This window comes from Pseudomonas sp. AA-38 (assembly GCF_029457475.1).
In the GTDB taxonomy this organism is placed as follows: Bacteria; Pseudomonadota; Gammaproteobacteria; order Pseudomonadales; family Pseudomonadaceae; genus Aquipseudomonas.
On record NZ_CP120359.1, the window covers coordinates 3,976,140 to 3,999,337 of the forward strand.

At 62.6% G+C, this 23,198-nt stretch carries 21 protein-coding genes; 11 read left to right on the top strand and 10 right to left on the bottom strand.

What is annotated here, in order from left to right:
• The first annotated feature begins 116 nt into the window (after positions 1–116).
• From PVE35_RS18315 to PVE35_RS18345, 7 genes are all read left to right on the top strand, one after another.
• Complete coding sequence (locus tag PVE35_RS18315) at positions 117–1,334, top strand: MFS transporter (RefSeq protein ID WP_277372609.1); 1,218 nt, start codon at positions 117–119, stop codon at positions 1,332–1,334.
• Between the two features lie 78 nt (positions 1,335–1,412).
• Positions 1,413–2,468 (top strand): AI-2E family transporter, encoded by a 1,056-nt coding sequence (locus PVE35_RS18320; protein ID WP_277372610.1) that lies wholly within the window; start codon positions 1,413–1,415, stop codon positions 2,466–2,468.
• A gap of 172 nt (positions 2,469–2,640) precedes the next feature.
• Positions 2,641–3,492, top strand: coding sequence for a hypothetical protein (locus PVE35_RS18325; RefSeq protein WP_277372611.1), 852 nt, complete (start codon positions 2,641–2,643; stop codon positions 3,490–3,492).
• Positions 3,493–3,723: 231 nt separating this feature from the next.
• On the top strand, positions 3,724–4,284 hold the full coding sequence (locus PVE35_RS18330) for a type 1 glutamine amidotransferase domain-containing protein (protein ID WP_277372612.1): 561 nt from the start codon (positions 3,724–3,726) through the stop codon (positions 4,282–4,284).
• A 162-nt stretch (positions 4,285–4,446) separates the two neighbouring features.
• Entirely contained in the window at positions 4,447–4,959 is a 513-nt protein-coding gene (locus tag PVE35_RS18335) for a PAAR domain-containing protein (protein ID WP_277372613.1), read from the top strand.
• A gap of 9 nt (positions 4,960–4,968) precedes the next feature.
• The gene (locus PVE35_RS18340; protein ID WP_268178550.1) at positions 4,969–5,925 is read left to right on the top strand and encodes a DUF6402 family protein; all 957 of its coding nucleotides are present in this window, start codon (positions 4,969–4,971) and stop codon (positions 5,923–5,925) included.
• Position 5,926: 1 nt separating this feature from the next.
• Positions 5,927–6,337 carry a hypothetical protein gene (locus PVE35_RS18345; protein WP_277372614.1) on the top strand — a complete coding sequence of 137 codons (411 nt, stop codon included), beginning with the start codon at positions 5,927–5,929 and terminating at the stop codon, positions 6,335–6,337.
• 16 nt (positions 6,338–6,353) lie between these two features.
• On the opposite strand, the gene PVE35_RS18350 is transcribed toward PVE35_RS18345, so the two are convergent.
• Complete coding sequence (locus tag PVE35_RS18350; protein ID WP_277372615.1) at positions 6,354–7,040, bottom strand: phytanoyl-CoA dioxygenase family protein; 687 nt, start codon at positions 7,038–7,040, stop codon at positions 6,354–6,356.
• Between the two features lie 254 nt (positions 7,041–7,294).
• Between PVE35_RS18350 and PVE35_RS18355 the strand changes: the two genes are divergently transcribed.
• Together PVE35_RS18355 and PVE35_RS18360 are read left to right on the top strand one after the other, a co-directional pair.
• Positions 7,295–9,067 (top strand): diguanylate cyclase, encoded by a 1,773-nt coding sequence (locus PVE35_RS18355; RefSeq protein WP_277372616.1) that lies wholly within the window; start codon positions 7,295–7,297, stop codon positions 9,065–9,067.
• 216 nt (positions 9,068–9,283) lie between these two features.
• Positions 9,284–11,335 (top strand): TonB-dependent receptor, encoded by a 2,052-nt coding sequence (locus PVE35_RS18360; RefSeq protein ID WP_277372617.1) that lies wholly within the window; start codon positions 9,284–9,286, stop codon positions 11,333–11,335.
• 534 nt (positions 11,336–11,869) lie between these two features.
• On the opposite strand, the gene PVE35_RS18365 is transcribed toward PVE35_RS18360, so the two are convergent.
• Positions 11,870–13,009, bottom strand: a complete 1,140-nt coding sequence (locus tag PVE35_RS18365; RefSeq protein WP_277372618.1) for a heparan-alpha-glucosaminide N-acetyltransferase domain-containing protein — start codon at positions 13,007–13,009, stop codon at positions 11,870–11,872.
• Positions 13,010–13,175: 166 nt separating this feature from the next.
• Between PVE35_RS18365 and PVE35_RS18370 the strand changes: the two genes are divergently transcribed.
• Entirely contained in the window at positions 13,176–14,948 is a 1,773-nt protein-coding gene (locus PVE35_RS18370; RefSeq protein ID WP_277372619.1) for a S8 family serine peptidase, read from the top strand.
• Between the two features lie 11 nt (positions 14,949–14,959).
• Here PVE35_RS18370 and PVE35_RS18375 read toward each other — a convergent pair whose 3' ends face one another.
• From PVE35_RS18375 to PVE35_RS18400, 6 genes are all read right to left on the bottom strand, one after another.
• Positions 14,960–15,475 carry a GNAT family N-acetyltransferase gene (locus tag PVE35_RS18375; protein WP_277372620.1) on the bottom strand — a complete coding sequence of 172 codons (516 nt, stop codon included), beginning with the start codon at positions 15,473–15,475 and terminating at the stop codon, positions 14,960–14,962.
• 54 nt (positions 15,476–15,529) lie between these two features.
• Positions 15,530–16,099, bottom strand: coding sequence for a DUF1285 domain-containing protein (locus PVE35_RS18380; RefSeq protein WP_277372621.1), 570 nt, complete (start codon positions 16,097–16,099; stop codon positions 15,530–15,532).
• An 80-nt stretch (positions 16,100–16,179) separates the two neighbouring features.
• On the bottom strand, positions 16,180–16,782 hold the full coding sequence (locus PVE35_RS18385; protein ID WP_268178559.1) for a DUF4823 domain-containing protein: 603 nt from the start codon (positions 16,780–16,782) through the stop codon (positions 16,180–16,182).
• Positions 16,783–16,855: 73 nt separating this feature from the next.
• Entirely contained in the window at positions 16,856–17,749 is an 894-nt protein-coding gene (locus PVE35_RS18390) for a radical SAM protein (protein ID WP_277372622.1), read from the bottom strand.
• 77 nt (positions 17,750–17,826) lie between these two features.
• Entirely contained in the window at positions 17,827–18,795 is a 969-nt protein-coding gene (locus PVE35_RS18395; protein ID WP_268178561.1) for a radical SAM protein, read from the bottom strand.
• A gap of 112 nt (positions 18,796–18,907) precedes the next feature.
• A complete protein-coding gene (locus PVE35_RS18400) occupies positions 18,908–19,528 on the bottom strand; it encodes a TetR/AcrR family transcriptional regulator (RefSeq protein WP_268178562.1) in 621 nt (206 codons plus the stop codon).
• A 75-nt stretch (positions 19,529–19,603) separates the two neighbouring features.
• Here PVE35_RS18400 and PVE35_RS18405 point away from each other — a divergent pair, with 75 nt between their 5' ends.
• On the top strand, positions 19,604–20,737 hold the full coding sequence (locus PVE35_RS18405) for an aminotransferase class V-fold PLP-dependent enzyme (protein ID WP_268178563.1): 1,134 nt from the start codon (positions 19,604–19,606) through the stop codon (positions 20,735–20,737).
• Between the two features lie 1,206 nt (positions 20,738–21,943).
• Here PVE35_RS18405 and PVE35_RS18410 read toward each other — a convergent pair.
• Positions 21,944–22,726, bottom strand: a complete 783-nt coding sequence (locus PVE35_RS18410; protein WP_268178564.1) for a TatD family hydrolase — start codon at positions 22,724–22,726, stop codon at positions 21,944–21,946.
• 97 nt (positions 22,727–22,823) lie between these two features.
• Positions 22,824–23,180, bottom strand: coding sequence for a PilZ domain-containing protein (locus PVE35_RS18415; RefSeq protein ID WP_268178565.1), 357 nt, complete (start codon positions 23,178–23,180; stop codon positions 22,824–22,826).
• Between the last annotated feature and the right edge of the window lie 18 nt (positions 23,181–23,198).

Here is a 23,198-nt window from a genome sequence, read left to right on the forward strand (position 1 = left end):
CAGCACTTGGCAACCTACAAATTTCGCATGCCCTCTTCCCATTTACCCCGCGCCAGGATAAACATAAGCATCGCTCATGTTTCTCTCCTGACTCACCCGCGAGGTTCATACAAGAAATGGGTTACCCCAGCCAAAACCCGACCGACAGCCTCGCGCCAACCACCGTCCGCCCCATGAGCCAGTGGCGCTGGGCAGTCGCTGCCCTGTTCGCCCTGGTGCTGTGCAGCAATCAGGCACAGGTCAGCTTTCTCATCCCCCAGCAGGCCCAGATCCAACAGCACTATGGCCTGGGCGAGCTGGCCAGCAGCCTGAGCATTCTGGTCATACCGCTGCTGTGCATCCTGTTCTCCATACCCTGTGGCCGGCTGATCGACAGGATCGGCTTCCGCCGAGGCGCAGCCTGGGGGTGTGGCCTGCTGGCGCTGTCACTGGGTTTCAGGTTCGACAGCAGCTTCTTCAGCCTGATGGCCGGGCAGGTGCTCATCGGCCTGTCGCAACCGATGCTGCTCAATGGCGTGGCGAAAATGTCCATCGAGTGGTTCGACGACGCCGAGCGCGGCACCGCCATCGGCATCAGCACGGCCGGGTTGTTCCTCGGTCTGGCCCTGGGCCTCGGCCTGCCGCCCTTGCTGGTCGAAGCCTATGGCATCCCACAGGCACTGGCGCTCACCGGCCTGGTGGGCCTGATACCAGCAGTGCTGCTGTGGCTCTGCACCCACAGGCCGGGCCATGACCTCACTCCGTCAGGCATCGAGGGCGGCTTGCTGCCACTGCTGCGGGCGCCGGCCATGGCGCCTGTGCTGATCACCACCGTCATCGGCTGCGGCCTGTTCAATGCCCTGGCCCTATGCCTGGAGCCCATGCTCAGAGAACACGGCTTCGCCCTCGAAACCCTGTCGGCAGCCGGCGCACTGATGATCACGGGCGGCGTGGTCGGCTCGCTGTTCGTCGCACCACTGGCCGAACGCCTGGGCGGCAAGTTCATCGTGCTGGCCGCCTGTGGCGTGGCGGTGATGCTGAGCATCTGCCTGCTCTACCAGGCCAGCACATCGTCTACCGTATTGCTCTATGCCACGCTGTTGGGCGCCTTTCAGTTACCCGGCTATGCCCTGCTCATCACCATGTCCGAAGAGATCGCCGGCAAGGATCACGCGGCCCAGGCCAACTCGCTCATCACCCTGGCCGGCAATATCGGTGCCGGTGCAGGCATCGGCTCGGTGGTACTGATTCATGCCGAACTGGGCCATTGGGCCTACGTGGCCACCTTCCTCATCGCCCTGGCGCTGATGCAGACGCTGATCGTCACGCTGTGCCGCTCCATTCGCCGGCTGTGAGCGGGCACCGGCAACTTTTCTGCACTTTGCCGCCCATCGGGGGGACTAAGGGGCATGAACCATCGCCCCGAACCGCCCATGCCCCTCGAACGCAAAGCCTTCGTCCTCCTGCTCGTCCTGGTGACGATCGCCTTCTTCTGGATCCTGCTGCCCTTCTACGGTGCCGTGTTCTGGGCCATGGTGCTGGCCGTGGTGTTCGCGCCGCTGCAACAGCGCCTGGTGCAACGCCTGGGCGGCAAGGATAACCTGGCCGCCCTGCTGACCCTGACCACCTGCCTGCTGGTGGCGATCCTGCCGGTGATCTTCATTACCTCGGCGGTGGTAGCCGAAGGCACGACCCTGTATGAAAAACTGGAGTCGGGTGAGCTGGATATCGGCACCTACGTCACCCAAACCGTGCAGACGTTGCCCCCCTCGATGCAGGAGCAGCTCGACCGTTTCGGTGTTTCCGACCTCGATGGCCTGCGCGAGAAGATCTCCCAGGGCGCCATGACCGCCAGCCAATACCTGGCCACCAAGGTGTTCGCTATCGGTCAGGGCACCTTTGAATTCCTCATCAGCTTCGGCGTGATGCTGTACTTGCTGTTCTTCCTGCTGCGCGATGGTCGCAGGCTGGTTCATGACATCCGCGCCGCCATTCCGCTGGGCGAGACCACCAAGCGCCGCCTGCAGATCAAGTTCACCCGCGTGGTGCGCGCCACGGTCAAGGGCAACGTGGTGGTGGCGGCGGTACAGGGCACCCTGGGCGGCCTGATCTTCTGGGTGCTGGGTATCTACAGCCCGCTGCTCTGGGGCGTGCTGATGGCTTTCCTGTCGCTGCTGCCAGCGGCCGGCGCCGGCATCGTCTGGGCCCCAGTGGCGATCTACCTGATGCTCAGCGGCAGCCTCTGGCAAGGCATCGTCCTCACCGCCTTCGGCGTGCTGGTGATCGGCCTGGTGGACAACATCCTGCGCCCCATTCTGGTCGGCAAGGACACCCGCCTGCCAGACTACCTGATCCTCATCTCCACCCTGGGCGGCCTGGCCCTGCTCGGCATCAACGGTTTCGTGATCGGGCCTTTGGTCGCAGCACTGTTCGTGACGAGCTGGAATCTGTTCGGGAGCAAAGGCAAGGCGGTGCAATTGCCGGAATGAAGCTTATCTACAGAGGGCACGATACCGACCTCTGGTAAACGGACAAGCACCTACATGCCTTGCATGTGCCTGGCAGTTACGGCATGGACTCAAACCAATCCATGACATCATATTGACATGACCCAATAGCCTTCTACGCTGAAGACTCCATCTCCTTCACGGACGAACCAGCATGACGCTTCAGCGCCCCCTTTACCTGCTCCTGATTGCGGTCTTCGTCAGCGGCTGCGCCAATATGTCGGCCCCAAGGCATATTGCAGCCGCCTCTTGCAACGATGGCCGGGCAAGCTCCATCTGCCTGCTCGATCGCTTGCAACTGGAATACGAGTCCTACAGCACGGGGGCCGCCAAGAGTCAGGCGGCCAGTGACGGTCTCATGCTGGCCAGTGCCGCAATAGGCGCGATAGGTGCGGCGGTGGGTAGCGGCTCCGAGCTGTACAAATCAGCCGGAGCCATCGGCCTTTCCGCGCTCGGTTTTTCCACCTATGGCAACTTCAAGACTCAGGATCGACTGGTACGGGAAGCGAACAACCGCCTTGCGTGTGCCAGACCCAACCTTCAGGAACTGTTGGATGCCGCGAAAAACAAGGCCCCCCTGCTGGAGCGCTTGCAAGAACATTCATCCGACTTCAAGGCAAAACTTTCGGCCCCTAAAAGCAAGGCTTTGGTAGCCAGCCTGCACAAAGACAACGGCGCTAGCTTTCTGTCTGCGGCGAAAAATCTCGTCAACCTGCAGAGCAATACGGATAACGCACTGAAAATCCTCAACACGATCAACTCGAACGCCACCAGGCTGATCATCAAGTTGCAGGACGACGTCACCAAGCAGATCAACGACGAATCCTTCGATATCGAGAAATCGATAAAGGTAATCGCCGCGAAAACCAAACTCCCAACCACCGATGCATCAGGCCAGGCAGAAGCTTTCACTGCAAGCAACGCCTTGTCGGCTGAATATGTAATAGACACCTACAACGCCTTCATCCACTGCATGGCAGGAGAAGAAAACCCCGAGGAGGGCTGAGGTGTACTTGCCACCACGCCGCAGCCTACAGCCATGACTAATCGATTGGCAGAGGAGCAACCTCTGCCGATCAACGCCCTCCCGATTGCGAAGCGATACCCTCTGGACAAGCCACGCCCGTCGCTCGATGCGAACTTCTGCGCTGCCCGCCTCTCAACCCTGATACATACCGCGTTCTGCAACGCGATCATTCAGCCGCGCCCCTGTGGCGCATCAGCGGAGGTTTTCCGGATGAGTACGAATCTGCAAGGCAAGAAGGTGCTGTTCATCACCGCCAATACGGGTATCGAGCGCGACGAGTTGCTCAAGCCCATGCAGGCGTTGAAGGATCAGGGCGCCACGGTCACCCATGCCAGCATCAAGGGCGGCCAGGCCGAGACCTGGCTGCAGGACAAGGAGAAGGACGTCAGCGTGCAGTCGGATACGCAGATCGCCGGCCTCGCTGCACCGGACTATGACCTGCTGGTGATTCCCGGCGGCACGGTGAACGCCGATACCCTGCGCCAGGACGGCGATGCCCAGGGCCTGGTGCAGGCGTTCCGCGAAGCAGGCAAGCCGGTCGCAGCGATCTGCCATGGCCCCTGGCTGCTGATCGACGCCGGCGTGGTGCCCGGCAAGGTGCTGACCTCCTATTCCAGCGTGCGCACCGATCTGGTCAACGCCGGGGCGGAGTGGGTCGATACCCAGGTACAGGTCTGCCCGGGCCAGAACTGGACGCTGATCACCTCGCGCAACCCTGGCGACATACAAGCCTTCAACGAGGCGTTGGGCAAGGCGCTGCTGGCGGCCTGAGGCTGAGCGCACGGACAGGCTGCCGCCATGGCGCACCGACCTTATGGTGGCAGCAACGCAAAGTGTTAAACGAGTCGAATTACCGGCGATGCGCGGTCGCGAGAACTCTTGAGCCCTGCTAGGGTCTTCATGACTCGCCCCACGACTACGAAGGGAACTCGTATGGCCAAGCCTGCCGCCCGCTTATCCGATACCCACGCCTGCCCTCTGCCCGGTCACGGTTCCAACCCCATAGCGGTGGGTTCTGCCGATGTGCTGTTCAACAACCTGCCCGCTGCCCGCGTCGGCGACAACAGTAGCTGTGGCGGCGCCATCACTCAGGGAGAAGGCACCATCCTGGTCAACGGCAAGCCGGTCGCCTTCCTCGGCAGCCCCACCAGCCATGGCGGCAGCATCGTGACCGGCTCGGGCGACATTCTGGTCGGCTCGTCAGTGAGCACGGCCTCCTTCACGGCCCCGGCGCCGATCCCCAGTCAGTTCGACGAGCATTTCGTGCTCAGCGACAGCGATACCGGCCAGCCCTTGGCTGGCCGCCCGTACAAGCTGAAGACGGCTTCCGGCAAGGTCATCGAAGGCGTTACCGATGAGCAGGGCAAGACCAAACGCGCAGCGGCCTATGCGGCCGAAGTCGTGTCCGTCGAGTTCGAGCCACAAAGCGAAATCTTCATCGGTTGAGGTAAGGACATGTCGAGCGCCGAGCCAGTCGTTGCACAATCGAACCTGAGCCCAGCGAGCCAGACGCAAGGCACGCCGGTTCAAGCCAGGCTATTCAAGATCACCGACATTCCAGACGCCATGGAGGCCATCGACTGGCCGGTTTCCGCCGCGCTGATGCGCCACTGGTTTCAGGGGCAACCCTGGCCGACGGAAAATGGCGGCATGTCGACACGGGTCAAGGAACACGCCGAGTGGCCCCCGGCGCAGTACATCGAGGAAAGCATCGTCAAGATGAGCTGGGTGGCCAGCTTCGACAAGGTCAAGCCGGTGCTCGCCGAGCTACGCCGAAGCTGGAACAACGCCGCCGCCATGGGGCAGATCCGCAAGCATCTGCTCGCAGCCTATGGCGACAAGGCCCCTGGCTGCTACCCCCTGGTGTTCCCCAACCTGGCCAGCGCGGTGGAACGCTTCGGCTACTTCAACTCACGGCCCATCACCTTTGCCAAATGGGGCAGCGAAGGCCTCAACGACCTGCGCGGAGCGCTGGCTGACTTCAACCTGCGGGTGGCAGCCGAGGGCGAAGTGCGGGTGTATGCCGAGCGCATCGAGTTTCAGCCGCGAACCCTGCTGTTCTACGCCGAGGACAACTACGACTTCAACGACGATGGCACGGTGTTCAGCCAGCCGCTGGGCTTCTGGAACTTCGATGGCATCGCCCCCAGCCTGCTGCAAGCTTTCGCGCACAATGCCGGTGTGGATGCGGTCTCCCAAGGCATCATGCAGCAGTCGTTGTTCGGCATGAACACGGAAAACCAGAGGCGCTACATGGATGAACAGAGCAAACGCTACATGCTGGTGCTCAACAGCCATTTCGCCGAGTACCGAACCCGGTACAACAAAGGCGGCGATTTCCGCGTGTTTTCCGATCTGCTGCGCGAGCCGCTGCCGCCTGGCACCTCCGCCATCAACATAGCCAAGCCCTGACATGAAGAAGATCCTTGTCGCAGCCTGCGGCCTTTTCGCGACACTTGCATTGTTCCTGGGCTGGAGCCTGAACGAGGCGCTCGACGCGCCGGCCTCGGTTTCCCAGGTCAGCCCGCAAGGTGGCCATCTGATCGAAAGCGTGCCGGTGCGCGGCCTGCTCACCCCTGGCGGTGGCCTGTCGTACCTGCGCATCGTCGACCGCCAGGATCCGACCCAGGTATTTCGCAGCCCGCTCTACCTCAGGCAATCCGTGGACATGCGGGTCAGCGAGGATGAACAGACCCTGGGGGTGACCTGGATCGAGTTCGACAAGCGTGAACGGCGCTTCGTCCTCAGCATCCCCCAATGGCGCCCGGACTGGCGCAACCTGTTCATCAGCAACACGCCTTATGAGGTGGTACCCAACGGTTGAACCGGCCCCCCGGCATTCAGCGGTCGTCCCAGGGCCAGGTCATGTCCTCGGGAGTGAAACGCTCGCGGGTGTCCATCCGTACCCCTCGCAAGGCCATGCTCTGCAGGTGCGACTCATACAAGTTCGCCGAGAAATAGCTGATCAGGATGCTACGCCGCCGCGCGCCACTGGGGTTGAGGCTGCCGGCATGCAGCAGGTCGACATCGAACAGCAGGATGTCACCCGCGCGCCCCGCTAGCTGAATGACAGCGGACTCATCATCGAAATCGACCTCTGGCGCGCCGGGCAACGGGCGATGACTGCCGGGCACCAGGCGGGTCGCACCGTTGTCGGGGCCGTAATCGTCGAAATAGGCCAGGGCGTTGGCGATATCCCCTGGCCGCTGAGCCGACAGATCACGATGCAGGCGCTGGTGACCACGGCCTGCCAGGGGCTCGCGGCCTTCCACCTGAGCGAGGAAGAAGCGCTCACCGATCAACGCCCCGACCACGGCCAAGACCTGCGGCAAACGGCACACGGCCTGCACGCTCGGGTCATCATCCAGCAGCGAGTGGCGGTAATCCGTACCGCGCGGTACGGGCCATTGATCCGCCGGTTTCACCCCGGCATCGAAGGCGTCGCGCAGGCCATCGAGCCACTCGGGGGCGATGGCCTGACGCAGCAGGGTATAACCATCACGATGAAGTCGTTCACGTTCGAGCACGGCGTCTAGCCCTCTCCTTGTCCACTGCCCATGGCACAGAACAATGGCATGAGCAGTCAAGCCTTGCAGGCGCTTTACCCCGGCACAATTCGACCATTTCATCAGGTAATCGCCCGGCGCGTCCCACCAAGTTGGCTTATAACTAAAAGGACGTACCAGTGAGATATCGGCCCCAACCTCGAGCGGCTACAGGCTCGGAGGTCGGCAGATCTCGAGATGGAACTCAGCCCCTGGAGCAGAGTAACTGCCAAGCCATGCCGAATAGCCCCATACACCCCAACCGCTTCACCCGATATCTGTACGCCATGCTGGCTGTGGTGCTCATGCTGGGCCTGGCGTTCGTCGTACTGCTGCTCGAGCAGGCCAGGTATCAGGAGGCGGTCGAACAACGGCGACTCTCTCTGAATCTGGCCGAGGAGTTGCGCCAGTCCTCGGCGGATCTGGCGCGCATGATGCGCAGTTACGTGATCACTGGCGAGCGCCGCTACCTCGATCACTTCGACAGTGTGGTGGCGATCCGCGATGGCCTGCAGCCGCGTCCGGCCCATTACAACCTGGCCTACTGGGAGCTGAAGGCCATAGAGGGCAATGACGCCCAGAGCGCGCACGAAGAGCTAGGTGAGCGTATCGCCCTGATCGAACTGATGCGCCGTACCGGCTTCACCGAGAGAGAACTGAGCAAGCTCATCGAAGCCAAGCGCTACTCCGACGAGTTGGTCGAGATCGAAAGAGCCGCCATGCAACTCGCCGATAGCGAGCCTCGTCAGCCTCACAACCGTGACAGAGCGTTGACCACTCTCGCCGATCAGCACTTCATCACCCTCAAGGCCAAGGTGATGCAGCCGATCATCGAAGCGCAGCAGATGATCATCACCCGCACGCAGAACGCGGTGGACATGGCGCAGCAACGCCTGTCGATCGCCACGCTCTTCCTGTTCGTCATGTGCGGCACGCTGCTGGCCCTGATCCTGCTGCTCGGCAGAGAGATTCGTCGGCTACTCGGCTGCTCGATACAGGATCTGCAGAACACCCTGAATCGGCTCGGACACGGCGACTTCCTCACCCCCATAAAGGCGCAGGACAACAACAGCGTACTGGGCTGGATCGCGCGCACGCAACGCCAATTGGCCTCGCTGAACCTGATGCACTTCAAGGCCCTGGTCGAATCTTCCGACGACGCCATCATCAGCAAGAGCACCGAGAGCATCGTCGCCAGCTGGAACGCAGGCGCGGAGCGCATGTTCGGTTACAGCGCCGAAGAGATGATCGGCACCTCGATTCGCCGCCTCATCCCCGAGGAGCGTGCCTTCGAGGAAGACGAGATCCTCGAGAAGATCACCCGAGGTGAGAAAGTCGAGCATTTTCAGACTCAACGCCTGCACCGTGACGGCCATCTGATCGACATTTCCGTGACCATTTCCCCCATCTACAACGAGGACGGTCGCATCATCGGTGCATCCAAGATCGCCCGGGACATATCCAGCGCCAAGGCGGCGCAAGCCGAGATTCATCAACTGGCCTTCTACGACACCCTGACCGGCCTGGCCAATCGCCGGCTGCTGATCGAGCGGCTGACGCAAGCCATCGATCGCTACAGCCGCGACCAGGCGAGCTTCGCGGTACTGTTTCTCGACCTCGACAACTTCAAGCAGCTCAATGACACGCTCGGCCACGAGGCCGGTGATGCCCTGCTCGAAGAAGTTGGCCAACGCCTGCAGGACACCCTGCGCAAGACCGATACGGCAGCGCGCCTGGGCGGTGATGAGTTCGTGCTGCTGATCAACCTGCACCAGTCGTACATCTGCGACAACCAGTGGCTGCTCAGCGTGGTGGAGAAGGTGAAGACCCGCATCGCCGCGCCCTACTCGATCCATGGCACCGCGCACAGTTGCACCACCAGCATCGGTGGCGTGATCTATGCCGGCCAGGATTGCACGGCCATGGAACTACTGAGCCAGGCCGATCAAGCGATGTACCAGGCCAAGCGCCAGGGCAAGAACCAGTTCCACCTCTATGACGGCGAGTAGCGCCATCGCCGATCCGAGCTGAGCCAAATCTGCCGGTTCTGAGCGCGTCGGGATTTCCGCACAAAACGTTATGGTATAACATATTTTATTGATTCGACTTGTCCCGGTGCAGCCCAGCCCGGGATCAAGAGGCGCGCATGACGACTCGACGACGAATCCGCTCCCAACGCGAAACAACCTCTGCCCACTCAAGCAAGACAACCACTAGGAAGACCCATGAAAGCCACCTCGGCCTCCCTTGCCGTTCTGACTGCCCTAGTCACCACCGACCTCCACGCGGCCTCTGCAGGCGACTCCACCATCTCGCTCGGCGAGCTCTACGTCACCCCCAAGGAAAGCGGCACGCTGCGTACCGACAACATCCTCACCTCGGTCGACATCATGGGCAGCGACAAGATCGAGGACAAGAACGTGATGAACAGTTGGGAGCTGCTGGGACAGATGCCCGGCATCCAGCTGACCGAAACGCGCATGGGCGCCGAGTCCGGCAAGGTGACCTTCCGCGCCTTCAATGGTGAGGGCTACATCAATGGCATCAAGACGCTGATCGACGGCATTCCGAGCAACGTCAACAGCGGCAACCAGCGCTTCATCGACATGATCTTCCCGCTGGAGCTGGACTACATCGAGGTGGTACGCGGCACCAATGACCCGCGTTACGGCCTGCACAACATCGGCGGCAACGTCAATATGGTCACCCGCCAGGGCGGCAATTACACCGACGGCCGCGTGACCTACGGCAGTTTCGACACCCGCGAAGTGCAGCTGGCGGTGGGCCATGAGCAGGGTAACTTCGCGCAGAACTACTTCCTCGCCAAGCAGGACTCGCAGGGCTTTCGCGAGCACAGCGAATCGAACAAGTACTCGCTCGGCGGCAAGTGGTTCGTCAGCGACGACGAGCAGAGCATGAAGCTCGGCGTGATCGCCCGTCTCTACCACCACCAGGCCGAGGAACCCGGCTTTCTCACCGCCGAGCAACTGGCCGCCAGCCGCACCCGGTCGCCGGCCAAGAACGCCAATGACGGCGACGACCGCGACATGAAGCAGCTCAGCCTGCATGCCGACTTCCAGCTCAGTGACGCGCTCGCCCTGAGCAACAAGCTGTACTACAACAGCTACGATGATGACCGCAAAGTGACCTTCACCGACTACCCCGTCGGCAATGCCCCGCGTCAACGCCGTCAGTGGCAGGAACGCCAGACCGGCATGCTCAGCAACCTGACCTGGCGTGCCCACGAGATGCTGACCCTCGACGGTGGCATCAACTACGAGCAGCAGAACAACGAGTACCGCCGCTACCGCTACAACTTCAGCATCCCCACCGACTTCGACGCAGCGCCGGCGCGCATCCAGAACGACGACCACTACACCCTGTACAACACGGGTGCCTACGTACAGGCGATCATCCAACCCATCGAGCAGTTGAAGATCATCCCGGCGTACCGTGTGGACACCTTCTCCGGCAACACCGAGCTGGCCAACGGCACGAAGGCGGAGCTGCAGGATTACGGCTGGATCAGGCAACCCAAGCTCAGCGTGGTGTACAGCATCACACCGGACATCAACGTCTACGCCAACTGGGGCCGTACCTTCCAGATCCTCACCGGCTCCGATAAACCGGCCTACCTGACGCCCGGCCAGGCGGCATTCAAGCCTTCGATCAACACTGGCAAGGAAGTGGGCGTGAAGTTCAAGCCCTTCGCCGACTCCGAAGCCCGTATCGCCGTCTGGCAGCAGGACGCCACCGATGAAGTGGCCAACATGCCCAGTACCGGCACCACAGTCGGCCTGGGTGAAACCCGTCGCCGCGGCGTCGACATGCAGCTCACCGTGCAGGTCAACAAGCAGTGGACGCTGTGGGGCTCGCACGCCATCCAGGAAGCCAAGGTGGTCAGCGCCTTCACCGCAGGTGGCCAGTCGCTGGCCGGCAAGGAAGTGTTCTCCACCCCGCGCTATATCAGCAACCTCGGCGCCGACTACCAGTTCAACGATGCCTGGCGCTTCGGCCTGCAGGCCCGCGCTCAAGGCGACTACTACATCGATGAACTGAACCAGCAGGGCAAGTACGGCGGCTTCGCGGTGCTCGATGCCAACGTGCGCTACCAGCTCAGCGACACCACCAGCCTCGACCTGCAATTGAAGAATCTGACCGACCGTGACTACGAGTACGTGTGGTTCGACAACTTCTTCTGGGGTGGCGACGACCAGCCGATGTTCTCCCCGGCGCCGGGCCGCTCGGCCTACCTGTCGGTAAACATGAAGCTGTAAACGCAGAAACGCTGAAAACCGACCCGTAGGGTGCGCCGTGCGCACCACTGGCCACCGCGAAACAGCCGGTGCGCGCAGCGCACCCTACAACAGGAAGCTCCCTGCGATTACAGCAAGCAGGTTCCTGCAACGTACGGCATCCTGTCGATGCCGAGCAGCGAACCTAGCCGTAGGGTGCGCCGTGCGCACCAATTGGCCACCGCGAAACAGCCGGTGCGCGCAGCGCACCCTACAACGGAAGCTCCCTGCGATTACAGCAAGCGGGCCCCTGCAACGCACGCCATCTTGTCAATGCCGAGCAGCGAACCTAGCCGTAGGGTGCGCCGTGCGCACCAATTGGCCACCGCGAAACAGCCGGTGCGCGCAGCGCACCCTACGACAGGCACTCCCTGCGGATTACAGCAAGCGGGCTCCTGCAACGTAAGGCATCCTGTCGATGTCGAGCAGCGCACCTAGCCGTAGGGTGCGCCGTGCGCACCAATTGGCCGTCTCGAAAACAGCCGGTGCGCGCAGCGCACCCTACGACAGGCGCCCTCAGAGGTACTTCAACCAGCGAATGTCCCGCCGCCGCGCCTTGAGCCGGGCGAACCACTGCGTGGGCAAGAACAACAGCACCGCCAGCACCAGCATCGTCACCCAGACCCAGGCCACCGAGTCGAAGCCGAAATAATGCCCCTGATTCGCCCCCCAGATGGCGAACGCCGCGATATAGAGCAGCTTGAGCACGTACAGGTGCAGCAGGTAGAAGAACATCGGCGCGCTGCCGAACACGGCCAGAGAGCGCACCACGCGGCCAGCGTTGTGCCGCTCGAAGTACGCCAGCAGCAACAGGCCGATCCCCAGGGTCAGCGCCAGGAACAGCAGCGACGGCGGATACTTGGTGACATTGAACAGCCCCATCAGGGTCTGCTGCCAGGTGGCCTCGACCGCCCAGGGCTTCTCGCCATAGACATTGGCCAGGCGCAGCATCACGAACACGCCCAGCGCGGCAAAGCCGAACCTGCGCAAGGCTTGCAGACGTTGTGCAGACTCACTCGACCAGCGAAACCAGGGACCGATCACGTAACCCAGGGCAATCACGCCGATCCAGGGCAGCAGCGGGTAGGAGGTGCGCAGGCGCAGCGAGTCGGAGAATTCGAGCCAGCCCCGATCATGCAGCACCGCCCAGGGGATGTGCATGGCCGACTCCGGCGCGAAGTGCAGCCCATCGAGCAGGTTGTGCCCGGCCACCAGCACCAGGCCCAGCGCCGCCAGCAGCGTGCGCGGCAACCACAGCAGCAACGACAGCGCCAGCATGCTCAGACCGATGGCCCAGATCACCTGCAGGTAGATCACCGTGGGCGGGAACTGGAAGGTCCAGGCGAAATTCACCAGGGTGAATTCCAGCACCACGAGGAACAAGCCACGCTTGAACAGAAAGGCGCTGGTCGCCGCACGGCTCATCTGCTTCTCGCCATAGAGAAATGCCGAAAGCCCGGTGAGCAGAATGAATACCGGCGCGCACAGATGGGCCAGGGTACGGCTGAAGAACAGCGCCAGGTCGGTGGCCGTCACGTCCATCGGATCGCCCACCTGCTGATGCATGTAGAAGGTTTCTCGGACGTGATCGAGCAACATGAAGAGGATGACCAAGCCGCGCAGGGCATCGATCGAGAGCAGGCGATTGGAGGACATGGAAGGCTTCGCGTAGACCGGGAAAGATAACGTAATACTGTAACTTTTTTCCGAGCATTCGGCTCGATCGAGATACAGCCTGCCGCGTCTTTTCAGCTATCCCCGACCTGAACGAAGCACGCCCCAGGCAGTCGGAACAGCAGGAATCGCCACGGAGTCTTTACCCATGCTGCCCAACCGTGCCCTGCTCTGCGCTTTTTCCATGGCCCTGCTCAGCCCGCTGGCCGAGGCCGAGGAGCCCTTGCGCATCCACAGCCTGCAACGCTGCGGCGACCTGCTCGCGCAGGAACGCCAGGACTGGTGCCTGCAGGTGCGAGGCCTCGGCGAGAAGCTGCCCCGGCTGCACCTGGGCGAGCAGACCCTGCCAGCCTCGGCGGTCACACGCAGCCACGACGAGCTGCGTATTAGCCTCAATCGCCGTGAGCAGCAGAGTGCGCCGCTCTGGCTGGAAGACGGCCCGCGCGCCAGCAACCCGGTATGGCTGTCGCTGCACCGCAGCCACGTACTGGCCGCCACCCCCGATGAGGTGGCGAAGAACATGGACGGCCTGATCACCTACGTCGATCTCGTCAGCCTGCTGATCGAGGAAAGCCATGACGGTCTGGAAGAGGCCACCCGCCTGGCAAAGAAATACGGCGCCAAGGTGGTCGGCGCCATCCCACCGCTGAATGTCTACCAGTTGCGCCTGCCGGTGCACAACCTCACCGAACGCGATGCCCTGGTGCTGCGCATCGGCAACGAAACCAGCGTCGATGCCGTAATCGTGGAAGAAAGCGCCCCTGAACGAGGCGAAGAAGCCGAAGCGGCGCGCGCGCCAACGCCACAACCGGAAAGGAACTCCGAGGAATGGGCGGCGAACCGTTTTGCCGATGCAGTGAACTACTACCAGCGGCGCATTCGCGCCGATGCAGCTCCCATCGAGCCCAAGCCGATCCGCGTAGGCGTGATCGAGCGCAACGTCGATTTCGATGCCCCTGATTTCGCCGACTACCTGGGCGCCTGCGCACACGGCGAACCCCGTACCTGCCTCTACGCCCGTGATGCCGAGCAACCAGACAACCACGGCAGCACGGTGGCCGGCATTCTCGCCGCGCACTGGAACAAGGGCGGCAACACCGGATTCCTGCGCGGCCTGGACAAGGCCAGCAAAGGCTTCGAGGTCATAGTCGAGCGCAACTCCGATGCCGGCATCACCGCCAATATCGCCGCCTCGGTCAACCTGGTCGAGGATGGCGTGCGTGTGCTCAACTGGAGCTGGGGTATCCACCGCGTCGGCACGCGCAACGTCGAGGGCGACGAGATCGACTCGCTGGTGCGCTCGGGCATCGCCATGAGCGGCTACGAGGAATTGCTGGAGGAGTTCTTCCTCTGGCTGCGCAAGGAGCATCCGGACGTGCTGGTGGTCAACTCCGCTGGCAACGGCTCGTCCTTCTCCGGGCGCGACGAGTACCGCCTGCCCTCCTCCTTCATCACCGAGCAGTTGCTGGTGGTCGGTGGGCACCAGCGCAGCGAACGCCTGGACGTCGCCGTGGACGACCCGGCCTATGTGGTCAAACGCAACTCGTCGAACGTCGACATGCGCGTCGACATTACCGCCGCGGCCTGTGCCCGTGCCTCTACCCGCAAGGCCGATAAGAGCGGCGACGTACACTGCGGCACCTCCTACGCCACACCGATGGTCACCGGCGTCGTCGCCGCCATGCTGTCGATCAACCCGGATCTGCAACCCGAACAGGTGCGCATGCTGCTGCGGCGCAGCGCCATGACCATCGGCGGCGACTACGACTTCGAGCCGATGGATGCCGAAGACCTCACCGCCCCCATCCTGCCCTCGGAACGCAACTACCAGTTGAGCGACAAGGACGTCGGCCGCTCGGCACGGCTGGACATGCAGAAGGCGCTGGATCTGGCGGTGCAGAGCCGGGATCGGGTGCGCTGAGCCAGCGCCGCCTACTCGCCGGATACCCGTTCGTACAGCTCCATCGGCTCCCCGCTCGCGCTATGGCCCAGGCCCAGGTGACGGAAGCCGGCCTTGAACAACACGCGCCCGGATTGCGGATTGCGCGCCAGGTGGCTGGCATGCAGGCGGCGCAGACGCAACTGGCGGAAAGCGAAATCCACCAGGGCATTGCAGGCCTCGCTGGCGTAGCCGCGACTCCAGTACGGCACGCCGATCCAGTAGCCCACCTCGGCCTCGCCTCGCGTGATGTTCTCGAGCGACATGCTGCCGATCAGTTGTCCGCTGTCGGACTCGATGATGACGAAGTTGGCCGCCGCTCCGCTGGCCCAGCCCTGCACACAGCGTTCGATCCACTGCTGCGCCAGCTCGGGGGGATAGGGATGGGGGATGCTGCCGGTGACGTCGGCGATACGAAAATCACCTGCCAGGCGCTGCACCTCGGCGGCGTCCAGGGCCTGAGGCGCCCGTAATGTCAGGCGTGCGGTTTCGATGCGCTGCTCCTGCATGTGCCTCTCACCTCAAATCCGTAGGGTGCGCCGCGCGCACCGGTGCCTTCGCTCTCAGCTCGGCATCGGCCCTATGGGATAGAACTGCCCACTGCTCCATACACCCAGCCAGGGCTGCCCGTCGATCTCGCGCTGCATCGCCAGTTCCACCAGTTGATAGAACACGTTGCGGTGAATCAGCGCCTCGAGATTACGCCTTACCAGAATGTACGGCGAGGGCTCCTGTGTCGCAGGGTCGAGCTCGACCCGGATGGGGTGCTCGGCATCTGCGATGACCTCATCCTCGACATTGGTGGTGAAGCGTAGCACCTGTGCCTCGCCCTCTCCCTCGACCTGCAGGGTCACCGCGACGAAGGGCGCGTCCTCCACCTGAATGCCCACCTTCTCCACCGGGGTGATCAGAAAGTAGTCGTCGCCATCGCGGCGGATGATGGTGGAAAACAGGCGCACCATGGGCTTGCGACCGATGGGCGTACCCAGGTAATACCAGGTGCCATCGCGGGCGATGCGCATGTCGATATCGCCACAGAAATCCGGATTCCACAGGTGCACCGGGGGCAGGCCCTTGCCTTCGCCCTTGGGAATCTGTGCCAGCAGGTCGCCGGCCTTGCCTGGATCGCTCATGCGCTGTCCTCCTCCACATCGCTACGCCCCCTGGAGCATACAACATCGCACGCCTGGCCCCCGGCAAAGGCACGACTCGTTCAGTGCGCCACGCCCAGCAGGCTGCGGGCGTATTCCTCCAGCGCTGGGCCGATGAGATCCTGCGGCTGGGCGTCGTAGAACGTCAGGAAGCCGCCACGGCTGCGAATACGGGCGGTGTCCACCAGAAAGCGTGTGTTGGTCTCGATCAACATCAGCTGGATCACGGCGCGGTCGGTACCCAGGCGATCCAGGGCCTCCTGATCCGCCCATTCATCCTCGTTACCGATGCGGTCGTCGCTGTAGGCGAAGCGGCTGTAGAGCAGGTAATGGGCGCCCGCATCGCGAGCCTCAGCCATCGCCTGTTCCAGGCCCAGCGGCTGCTTGGCGCGGCGCACCAGGGGGAAGTACTGGACGAAGCCCTTGAAGGCCTCCTCGGCCACCACGTTGGGCCGGGGATAGCCATGCCCCGGCGGCACGAAATGGCCCTGGGCGATATAGATGAAGGAATCCTGCTGCAGACGCCGCGAGGCCATGCGCTCGGTACGGCCATGGTCGAGGAACCCGGCGTCGCGCAGGTGGTACTCGGCACCACTGGCCAGGTCGCTGACCTTCATGCAGCCGGCCAGGCCCAGCAGCGCCAGCAGGAGAAACAGGTTACGCATTCATCGATCCTCCACGAGCCGGTGACGGAAAACCGGCGGACAAGGCAGGGATGCAGATTCTGCGCCAGCCTGGTCAGAGTCCGCGCTGCCACTCCTGGCGCAGATTCGCCTGCTGCGGCTGCTCGATAGCATTGCGCACCTGGGCCAGCAGGCGTTCCTTGTCGCGCCCCAGGGTGCCCTTGAGCACCAGATAGTTGGAGGCGTGATCACTGCGAAACACCGTCTGCCGCAACTGCAGCCCGTCGAGAAGACGCTCGATCTCGCGGAACAGTTGCACTTGGCTCTGCGGCCGATAATCGACGAAGCGCTGGCGAAAACGCGCCTCGCCCATGGGGAAACTGACCACCAGGGTGGACAGATATTCGGGCTGCGCCTCGTTCATCAGCCGTGCCGAGTTGTCCGCGTGCTGATCGCTGAGCGCCTCACCACCAAGCCCGTTGAGGATCATCACCGAGCGACTGATGCCGGCCTGGCCAAGCTTGTCCAGAGCGCTCAGGCTGGAAGCGTAGGTTTCTCCCTTGTTGACCCGCGCCAGCACCTCGTCGTCACCGGACTCGCAGCCGACGTAAGCCATCTTCAAGCCAGCATCGGCCAGTTCTCTGAGTTCCTCGACCGACTTCTTGCGCAGGTTGCGCGGCAGGCAGTAGCTGGAAACCCGCCTTACCTCGGGCATGTAATCGCCGATGGCGCGCAGGATCGCCAGCAGGCGCCGGGTCGGCAGCACCAGTGCATCACCGTCGGCGAGAAACACTCGATTGACGATCAACTGCTCGCCGGCGCGGCGAATCTCTTCCAGCACCTGCGTCTCGTCACGGGCACGGAATTTCTTCTGCTCGGCAGTGTACATCTCGCAGAAGGTGCACTGGTTCCAGGAGCAACCGTTGGTGACTGGCAGAATCAGCGACTGGGCTTCGCTCGGTGGGCGAAAAACCGGTTCGATGTAGTCGATGGGAAAACGGGCAGACATCCGCAGCACACTCGCAAGGGAAAAGCCGGCACAGTTTATCCGGGCATGGCGTGACTGCCGAGCCACACAGCGGCGACTCAGCCGCCGATGATCTTCATCACCGTGGCACCGCCGGAAAAAGCCAGATCCTGCTTGTCCCCCAACGCCTTGACCAGCAGCCGCTGCAGCGCCGGCAGGGCCTGGTGGCGTGGTTTGTCCAGCAGATCGCCGACAAAGTGGCGGTTGCTCGACGACAGGCAGCCATGCAGCCAGCCGGTGGAGGACAGGCGCAAGCGCGAGCAGGTGCGGCAGAAAGGCACGCTCTCATTGGCGATCACGCCGAAATGGCCGACGCCCGGAATGGCATAGCGCATCGCCGTGGCATCCACCGGGGCACTGGCCTGCACGTACTGGTGGCGGCTGCCGATCAGTTCGAGCAACTCGGGCAGGCCGACGAACTGCTGGTTGAAGGCATTGCCATCACGGGCCAGGTGGCCCATGCGCATCAGCTCAATGAAGCGCAGCTCGAAGCCGCGTTCCAGACAATAGTCCAGCAGGGGCAATACCTGATCGAGGTTCTGCCCACGCAGCGGCACCATATTGACCTTGATCTTCATTCCCGCCTCGCGCGCCGCCTGCATGCCGGCCAGCACCGTGGCCAGGTCGCCACCACGGGCGATGCTGCGGAAGGCGGCGGCATCGAGGGTATCCAGTGAGACATTGAGACGGCGAATACCGCACTCGCTCAGCAGTGGCAGCTTGCGCTCGAGCAACTGACCATTGGTGGTGAGGCTGATGTCGTCCAGGCCCATCTGGCTGACCTGGCGCAGAAAGGGCTCCAGCCGCGTGCTGACCAGCGGTTCGCCACCCGTGATGCGCAAACGCTCGATGCCCGCAGCCTCGATCAGATAGGCCACGCCACGCGCCAGGGCATCGGCGGACAGTTCGTCCTGGGCGGCGACCAGGCGCTTGCCGTCCGGTACGCAATAGGTACAGGCATAGTTGCAGGCGGCAGTGAGGCTGACACGCAGGTTGCGAAAACGTCTGCCCTGACGGTCGACGATCATGAAAGGCTCCGATGGCTCGATGCCCGGAGTATATCGCGAGGCCGGCCGCCTCATAGATGCAGGCCGGCTTCGGAAGCGGCGAGGTCGCAATCGCTGTGCCGCGAGGTCGCGCTCAGTCGCGTTTGCGCTTGTTGCCCATGCGCACGCCGATATCCATGAGGAACTGGAAGAAGCCTTCCTGATCCTCCAGCACATTGCTCCAGAACGGCGAGTGGTACAGCGCCACGGCGCCGTGCACCAGTGCCCAGGCAGCGCAGTAGTGGAAGTACGGCGGCACGTCTTCCAGCTTGCCTTCGGCGATACGGCCCTTGATCAACTGGGTCAGGCGCTCGAAGTTGGAGGCGCGGATCTTGTGCAGTTGCTCCACCATCTCCGGCACCTGATTGCCCTTGACCACCTTCTCTTCCAGGCGGTCGAACAGGCGATAGCGCTGCGGATCGCGCATGCGGAACTCGAAGTAGGCGCGCGACAGCGCTTCCTTGTCGCGATCCACGTCGGAGGAATGCAGCAGCTCGTTCAGGTCGCGCTCGTAGTCGAGCATCAGGCGCAGGTAGATCTCCGCCTTCGACTTGAAGTGCTTGTAGATGGTGCCTTTGCCGATGCCCACCGCGTCGGCGATCATTTCGACGGTGACGCTGTCTTCCCCTTCATCGAGGAAGAGTTTCAATGCGGTGTCGAGAATCTCTTGTTCGCGGCGGCGAAATTCGCGGACCTTACGGGGTTCTTTCTGCATAAAGGGACTGTGGAGTCAAAATTTGAAGGCGCACATTATGCCTAAATGTAGCCAAATTGCACGGATCATCCGACCATGTACGTGTTTCATGATGAGTTCCCCCAAGCGCCCGATCTGCGTTATCTGAACCATGCGGCGGTCGCCCCTTGGCCCAGACGCAGTGCCGAAGCAGTACGACGGTTCTCGGAAACGAACGTGACCCACGGCGCGCGCGACTATCCCGACTGGCTGAAACTTGAGCGTAGCCTACGCGAACGCCTCGTGCGCCTGATGAACGCACCAAGCACCGGCGATATAGCACTGGTCAAGAATACCTCCGAGGCACTTTCCTTCGTCGCCTTCGGTCTCGACTGGCGCCCCGGCGATCAGGTGATCATCAGCGACGAAGAGTTCCCCTCCAACCGCATCGTCTGGCTGGCCCTGGCGCCCAAAGGCGTGGAGGTGATCGAGGTGAACCTCAGCGGCGCCGATCCGGAGGGCGCCCTGCTGGCCGCCATCACCCCGCGCACGCGGCTGCTGTCGATCAGCGCGGTGCAATATGCCAGCGGTTTGCGCCTGGATCTGCCACGTCTCGGTCAGGGTTGTCGACAGCGAGGCGTGATGTTCTGCATCGATGCCATCCAGCAGCTCGGCGCCCTGCCCTTCGACGTACAGGCCTATGACTGCGATTTCGCCATGGCCGACGGCCACAAATGGATGCTCGGCCCGGAAGGGCTCGGCGTGTTCTATTGCCGCAACCCGGTGCGCGAGCAGCTCGCCCTGCAGGAATATGGCTGGCACATGCTCGAGCATGCCGGCGACTACACGCGCCAGGACTGGCAGCCGGCACGCAGCGCACGGCGTTTCGAGTGCGGCAGCCCGAACATGCTCGGCGCCTTTGCCCTGGAGGCGAGCCTGTCGCTGCTCGAAGAAGTCGGCATGGAGCGCGTTGGCGAGTTGCTGGAGCAGCGGGTGCAACGCCTGACCGCTGGAATTCACGCGCTACCTGGCGCGCAGATCCATAGCCCGCTCGACCCTGCACGGCGCGCCGGCATCGTCAATTTCAGCCTGGCCGGCTGGGACAATCAGGCGCTCTACCAGCGGCTGCGCGAAGAGCAGGTGATCTGCATCCAGCGCGGCTCGGGCGTGCGCCTGTCGCCACATTTCTACACCCGCGAGCAGGTGATCGAGGACACTTTGGGCTTGCTGGCCCAGTTGGCAAAAGACTGAGGACTCAACAGCGGCTGGGGTATTCCAAATCCGTTTAAGAAAGATTCCATTTGGCCTGGACGCTCGGCGAGGCTGGCCAATACTGAAACTGCTGGTGTGCGGCATATCCCCCCAAGTGTCCCGCCAGTATGGGCACGACTGTGCCTTGCTTTACTCCTAATGGTCTTAACCCGGATTCATCCCCCAGAATCCGGGTTTTTTTTGGGTGCTTGGTGGGGTGTCGTGCATGCCGGCCTTGATACTGGACTGGCAATACGGTGTGAGTTGTTCTTGTGTCTGTTCCGAGTTGCCGCGTTTCTGCTGATGTTTTTGGTTTCGCCCTCCCGGGCGAGTCACTTTTGCCCCGGATGGCCGGCCCGACAAAAGTAACCAAAACCCTCCGCCCGATCATCCGGCCCTCGCTTCGCGAGGGTTCGCTCACTCCATCGCCGCTCCAGAGGCCCGCCACGGTGGGCCATCCATGGCCCATCGTGGCTCTCGGCTTTGGCATCCTGCGTCGCTCTACCTCCTGCATCCATGCAGTCGTCGCGACATCCATGTCGCTCAACCTCTTCCACGACGATTCCGTTCGCCCTCCTGGGCGGGCTCTGCGCGCGCCTGGAACTGCGGTAACCCAGAACTAGCGTGGAGTGCTTGAACATGAGGTCAGCCGTAGGGCTGACCTGAATGCCGGCTGAAAGCCGGCAAGATGAAAGTACGCGAATGAAAGTTTTGGTTTAACCCGACTGCCATGCTGTGACTCCACTTTTACCAGAACACGCCGGGCAGCCCATGGCATGCCAGTTCGTTCAGACGAGCGAATGGCCCCTTCAGGAGGGTGAGTGGAATCGTTGCGTAGAGGGTTGAGCGGCATGGATGCCGCGAGAGCTGCGATTGGCCAGGGATGGCCCTTCGCAGCGTGCCCTCGGAGCGACGATGGAGCGAACGAACCCCGGCGTAGCCGGGGCCGGATGGCGGGGCCAAGCCTTTTTGCCTTCTTTTGTGGCGTTTGACAAAAGAAGGTCGCCGGGGGGCGAAACAAGAGGCGTCAGCTAAACACCAATAAGCAGCTTGAACACCAAAAACAACCGAAACCAACACACAAACTTGCCAGTCCGGTGTCAGGCCGAGTTTTCACGGAACCCAAATCTCATGGCGTCTCGCGAAACGTAGCCCGGATGCAATCCGGGTATATCCAATTCCCCGGATGGCATCCGGGCTACCTCATCACGCCACGCCAGCCAACGGAAACAGGCGCTTGAAGTTGTTACCGGTCTGCTCGGCCAGAGTCTCGTAACTCACCCCACGCAGCACCGCCAGGTACTCGGCCACTTCCCGCACGTACTGCGGCAGGTTGGGCTTGCCCCGGTGCGGCACGGGCGCCAGGTAAGGTGAGTCGGTTTCCACCAGCAGGCGGTCGGCCGGCACCTGGCGCGCCACCTCGCGCAGCGCTTCGGCATTGCGGAAGGTGACGATGCCCGACAGGGAGATGTAGAAACCGATATCCAGCGCAGCCTTGGCCATCTCCCAGTCCTCGGTGAAGCAATGCAGCACGCCGGCCTGTGGCAACCCCGCTTCGCGCAGCAACGCCAGGGTATCGGCGCGGGCTTCGCGGGTGTGCACGATCACCGGTTTGCCGGTGATGCGGGCCGCCTCCAGATGCAGGCGAAACGAGGCTTGCTGCAACTCGGCGGATTCGGGCTCGTAGTGATAGTCCAGGCCGGTTTCGCCGATGGCCACCACCTTGGGATGAGCCAGTTCGCCCAGCAGCCAATCCAGCGCCGGTTCGGCACCCGGTTCGAGATCCAGCGGGTGCACACCCACCGAGCAATCGACATCGGCATAGCGCTCGGCCAGGCTCTTCACCGTGGCGGCGTTGTCGGCGCTGACGCCGATGCACAGGAAGTGCCCGACACCAGCAGCACGCGCGGCATCGAGCGCCGCGTCGAGAGAGCCGCCATGGGCCGCGAGGTCAAGACGGTCGAGGTGGCAATGGGAGTCGATAAGCATGGGAAAGCCTCTAGCGGCAAGCTTCAAGCCGCAAGCAAAAGCGGGCACCAGCGCTGCCGCTTTCTTGTCGCTCGTGGCTTGCCGCTTGCCGCTGCCGTTACATGGTATGAGTCGGACGATCGGACTTCAGCGCACCAGCCAGGTAGGTCTCGATCTTGTTGCGTGCGGTGGCGTCGCCCTCGTTGAACTGCACACCGACGCCGGCGGCACGGTTGCCCTGGGCTCCCTTGGGGGTGATCCATACCACCTTGCCGGCTACCGGAATCTTCTCCGGTTCGTCCATCAGGTTGAGCAGCATGAACACTTCGTCACCGAGCTTGTAGCTCTTGTTGGTGGGGATGAACAGACCGCCGTTCTTGATGAAGGGCATGTACGCCGCATAGAGCACGGACTTGTCCTTGATGGTCAGGGACAAGATTCCGTTACGAGGACCCAGATTGGGAGGCAGGCTCATTTGGCGTATTCCTGGCGG

Excerpts from the sequence above, each read along its gene's own strand:
- PVE35_RS18315 (WP_277372609.1), top strand. The coding sequence starts at position 117 with ATGGGTTACCCCAGCCAAAACCCGACCGACAGCCTCGCGCCAACCACC.
- PVE35_RS18320 (WP_277372610.1), top strand. The coding sequence starts at position 1,413 with ATGCCCCTCGAACGCAAAGCCTTCGTCCTCCTGCTCGTCCTGGTGACG.
- PVE35_RS18325 (WP_277372611.1), top strand. The coding sequence starts at position 2,641 with ATGACGCTTCAGCGCCCCCTTTACCTGCTCCTGATTGCGGTCTTCGTC.
- PVE35_RS18330 (WP_277372612.1), top strand. The coding sequence starts at position 3,724 with ATGAGTACGAATCTGCAAGGCAAGAAGGTGCTGTTCATCACCGCCAAT.
- PVE35_RS18335 (WP_277372613.1), top strand. The coding sequence starts at position 4,447 with ATGGCCAAGCCTGCCGCCCGCTTATCCGATACCCACGCCTGCCCTCTG.
- PVE35_RS18340 (WP_268178550.1), top strand. The coding sequence starts at position 4,969 with ATGTCGAGCGCCGAGCCAGTCGTTGCACAATCGAACCTGAGCCCAGCG.
- PVE35_RS18345 (WP_277372614.1), top strand. The coding sequence starts at position 5,927 with ATGAAGAAGATCCTTGTCGCAGCCTGCGGCCTTTTCGCGACACTTGCA.
- PVE35_RS18355 (WP_277372616.1), top strand. The coding sequence starts at position 7,295 with ATGCCGAATAGCCCCATACACCCCAACCGCTTCACCCGATATCTGTAC.
- PVE35_RS18360 (WP_277372617.1), top strand. The coding sequence starts at position 9,284 with ATGAAAGCCACCTCGGCCTCCCTTGCCGTTCTGACTGCCCTAGTCACC.
- PVE35_RS18365 (WP_277372618.1), bottom strand. The coding sequence starts at position 13,009 with ATGTCCTCCAATCGCCTGCTCTCGATCGATGCCCTGCGCGGCTTGGTC.
- PVE35_RS18370 (WP_277372619.1), top strand. The coding sequence starts at position 13,176 with ATGCTGCCCAACCGTGCCCTGCTCTGCGCTTTTTCCATGGCCCTGCTC.
- PVE35_RS18375 (WP_277372620.1), bottom strand. The coding sequence starts at position 15,475 with ATGCAGGAGCAGCGCATCGAAACCGCACGCCTGACATTACGGGCGCCT.
- PVE35_RS18380 (WP_277372621.1), bottom strand. The coding sequence starts at position 16,099 with ATGAGCGATCCAGGCAAGGCCGGCGACCTGCTGGCACAGATTCCCAAG.
- PVE35_RS18385 (WP_268178559.1), bottom strand. The coding sequence starts at position 16,782 with ATGCGTAACCTGTTTCTCCTGCTGGCGCTGCTGGGCCTGGCCGGCTGC.
- PVE35_RS18390 (WP_277372622.1), bottom strand. The coding sequence starts at position 17,749 with ATGTCTGCCCGTTTTCCCATCGACTACATCGAACCGGTTTTTCGCCCA.
- PVE35_RS18395 (WP_268178561.1), bottom strand. The coding sequence starts at position 18,795 with ATGATCGTCGACCGTCAGGGCAGACGTTTTCGCAACCTGCGTGTCAGC.
- PVE35_RS18400 (WP_268178562.1), bottom strand. The coding sequence starts at position 19,528 with ATGCAGAAAGAACCCCGTAAGGTCCGCGAATTTCGCCGCCGCGAACAA.
- PVE35_RS18405 (WP_268178563.1), top strand. The coding sequence starts at position 19,604 with ATGTACGTGTTTCATGATGAGTTCCCCCAAGCGCCCGATCTGCGTTAT.
- PVE35_RS18410 (WP_268178564.1), bottom strand. The coding sequence starts at position 22,726 with ATGCTTATCGACTCCCATTGCCACCTCGACCGTCTTGACCTCGCGGCC.
- PVE35_RS18415 (WP_268178565.1), bottom strand. The coding sequence starts at position 23,180 with ATGAGCCTGCCTCCCAATCTGGGTCCTCGTAACGGAATCTTGTCCCTG.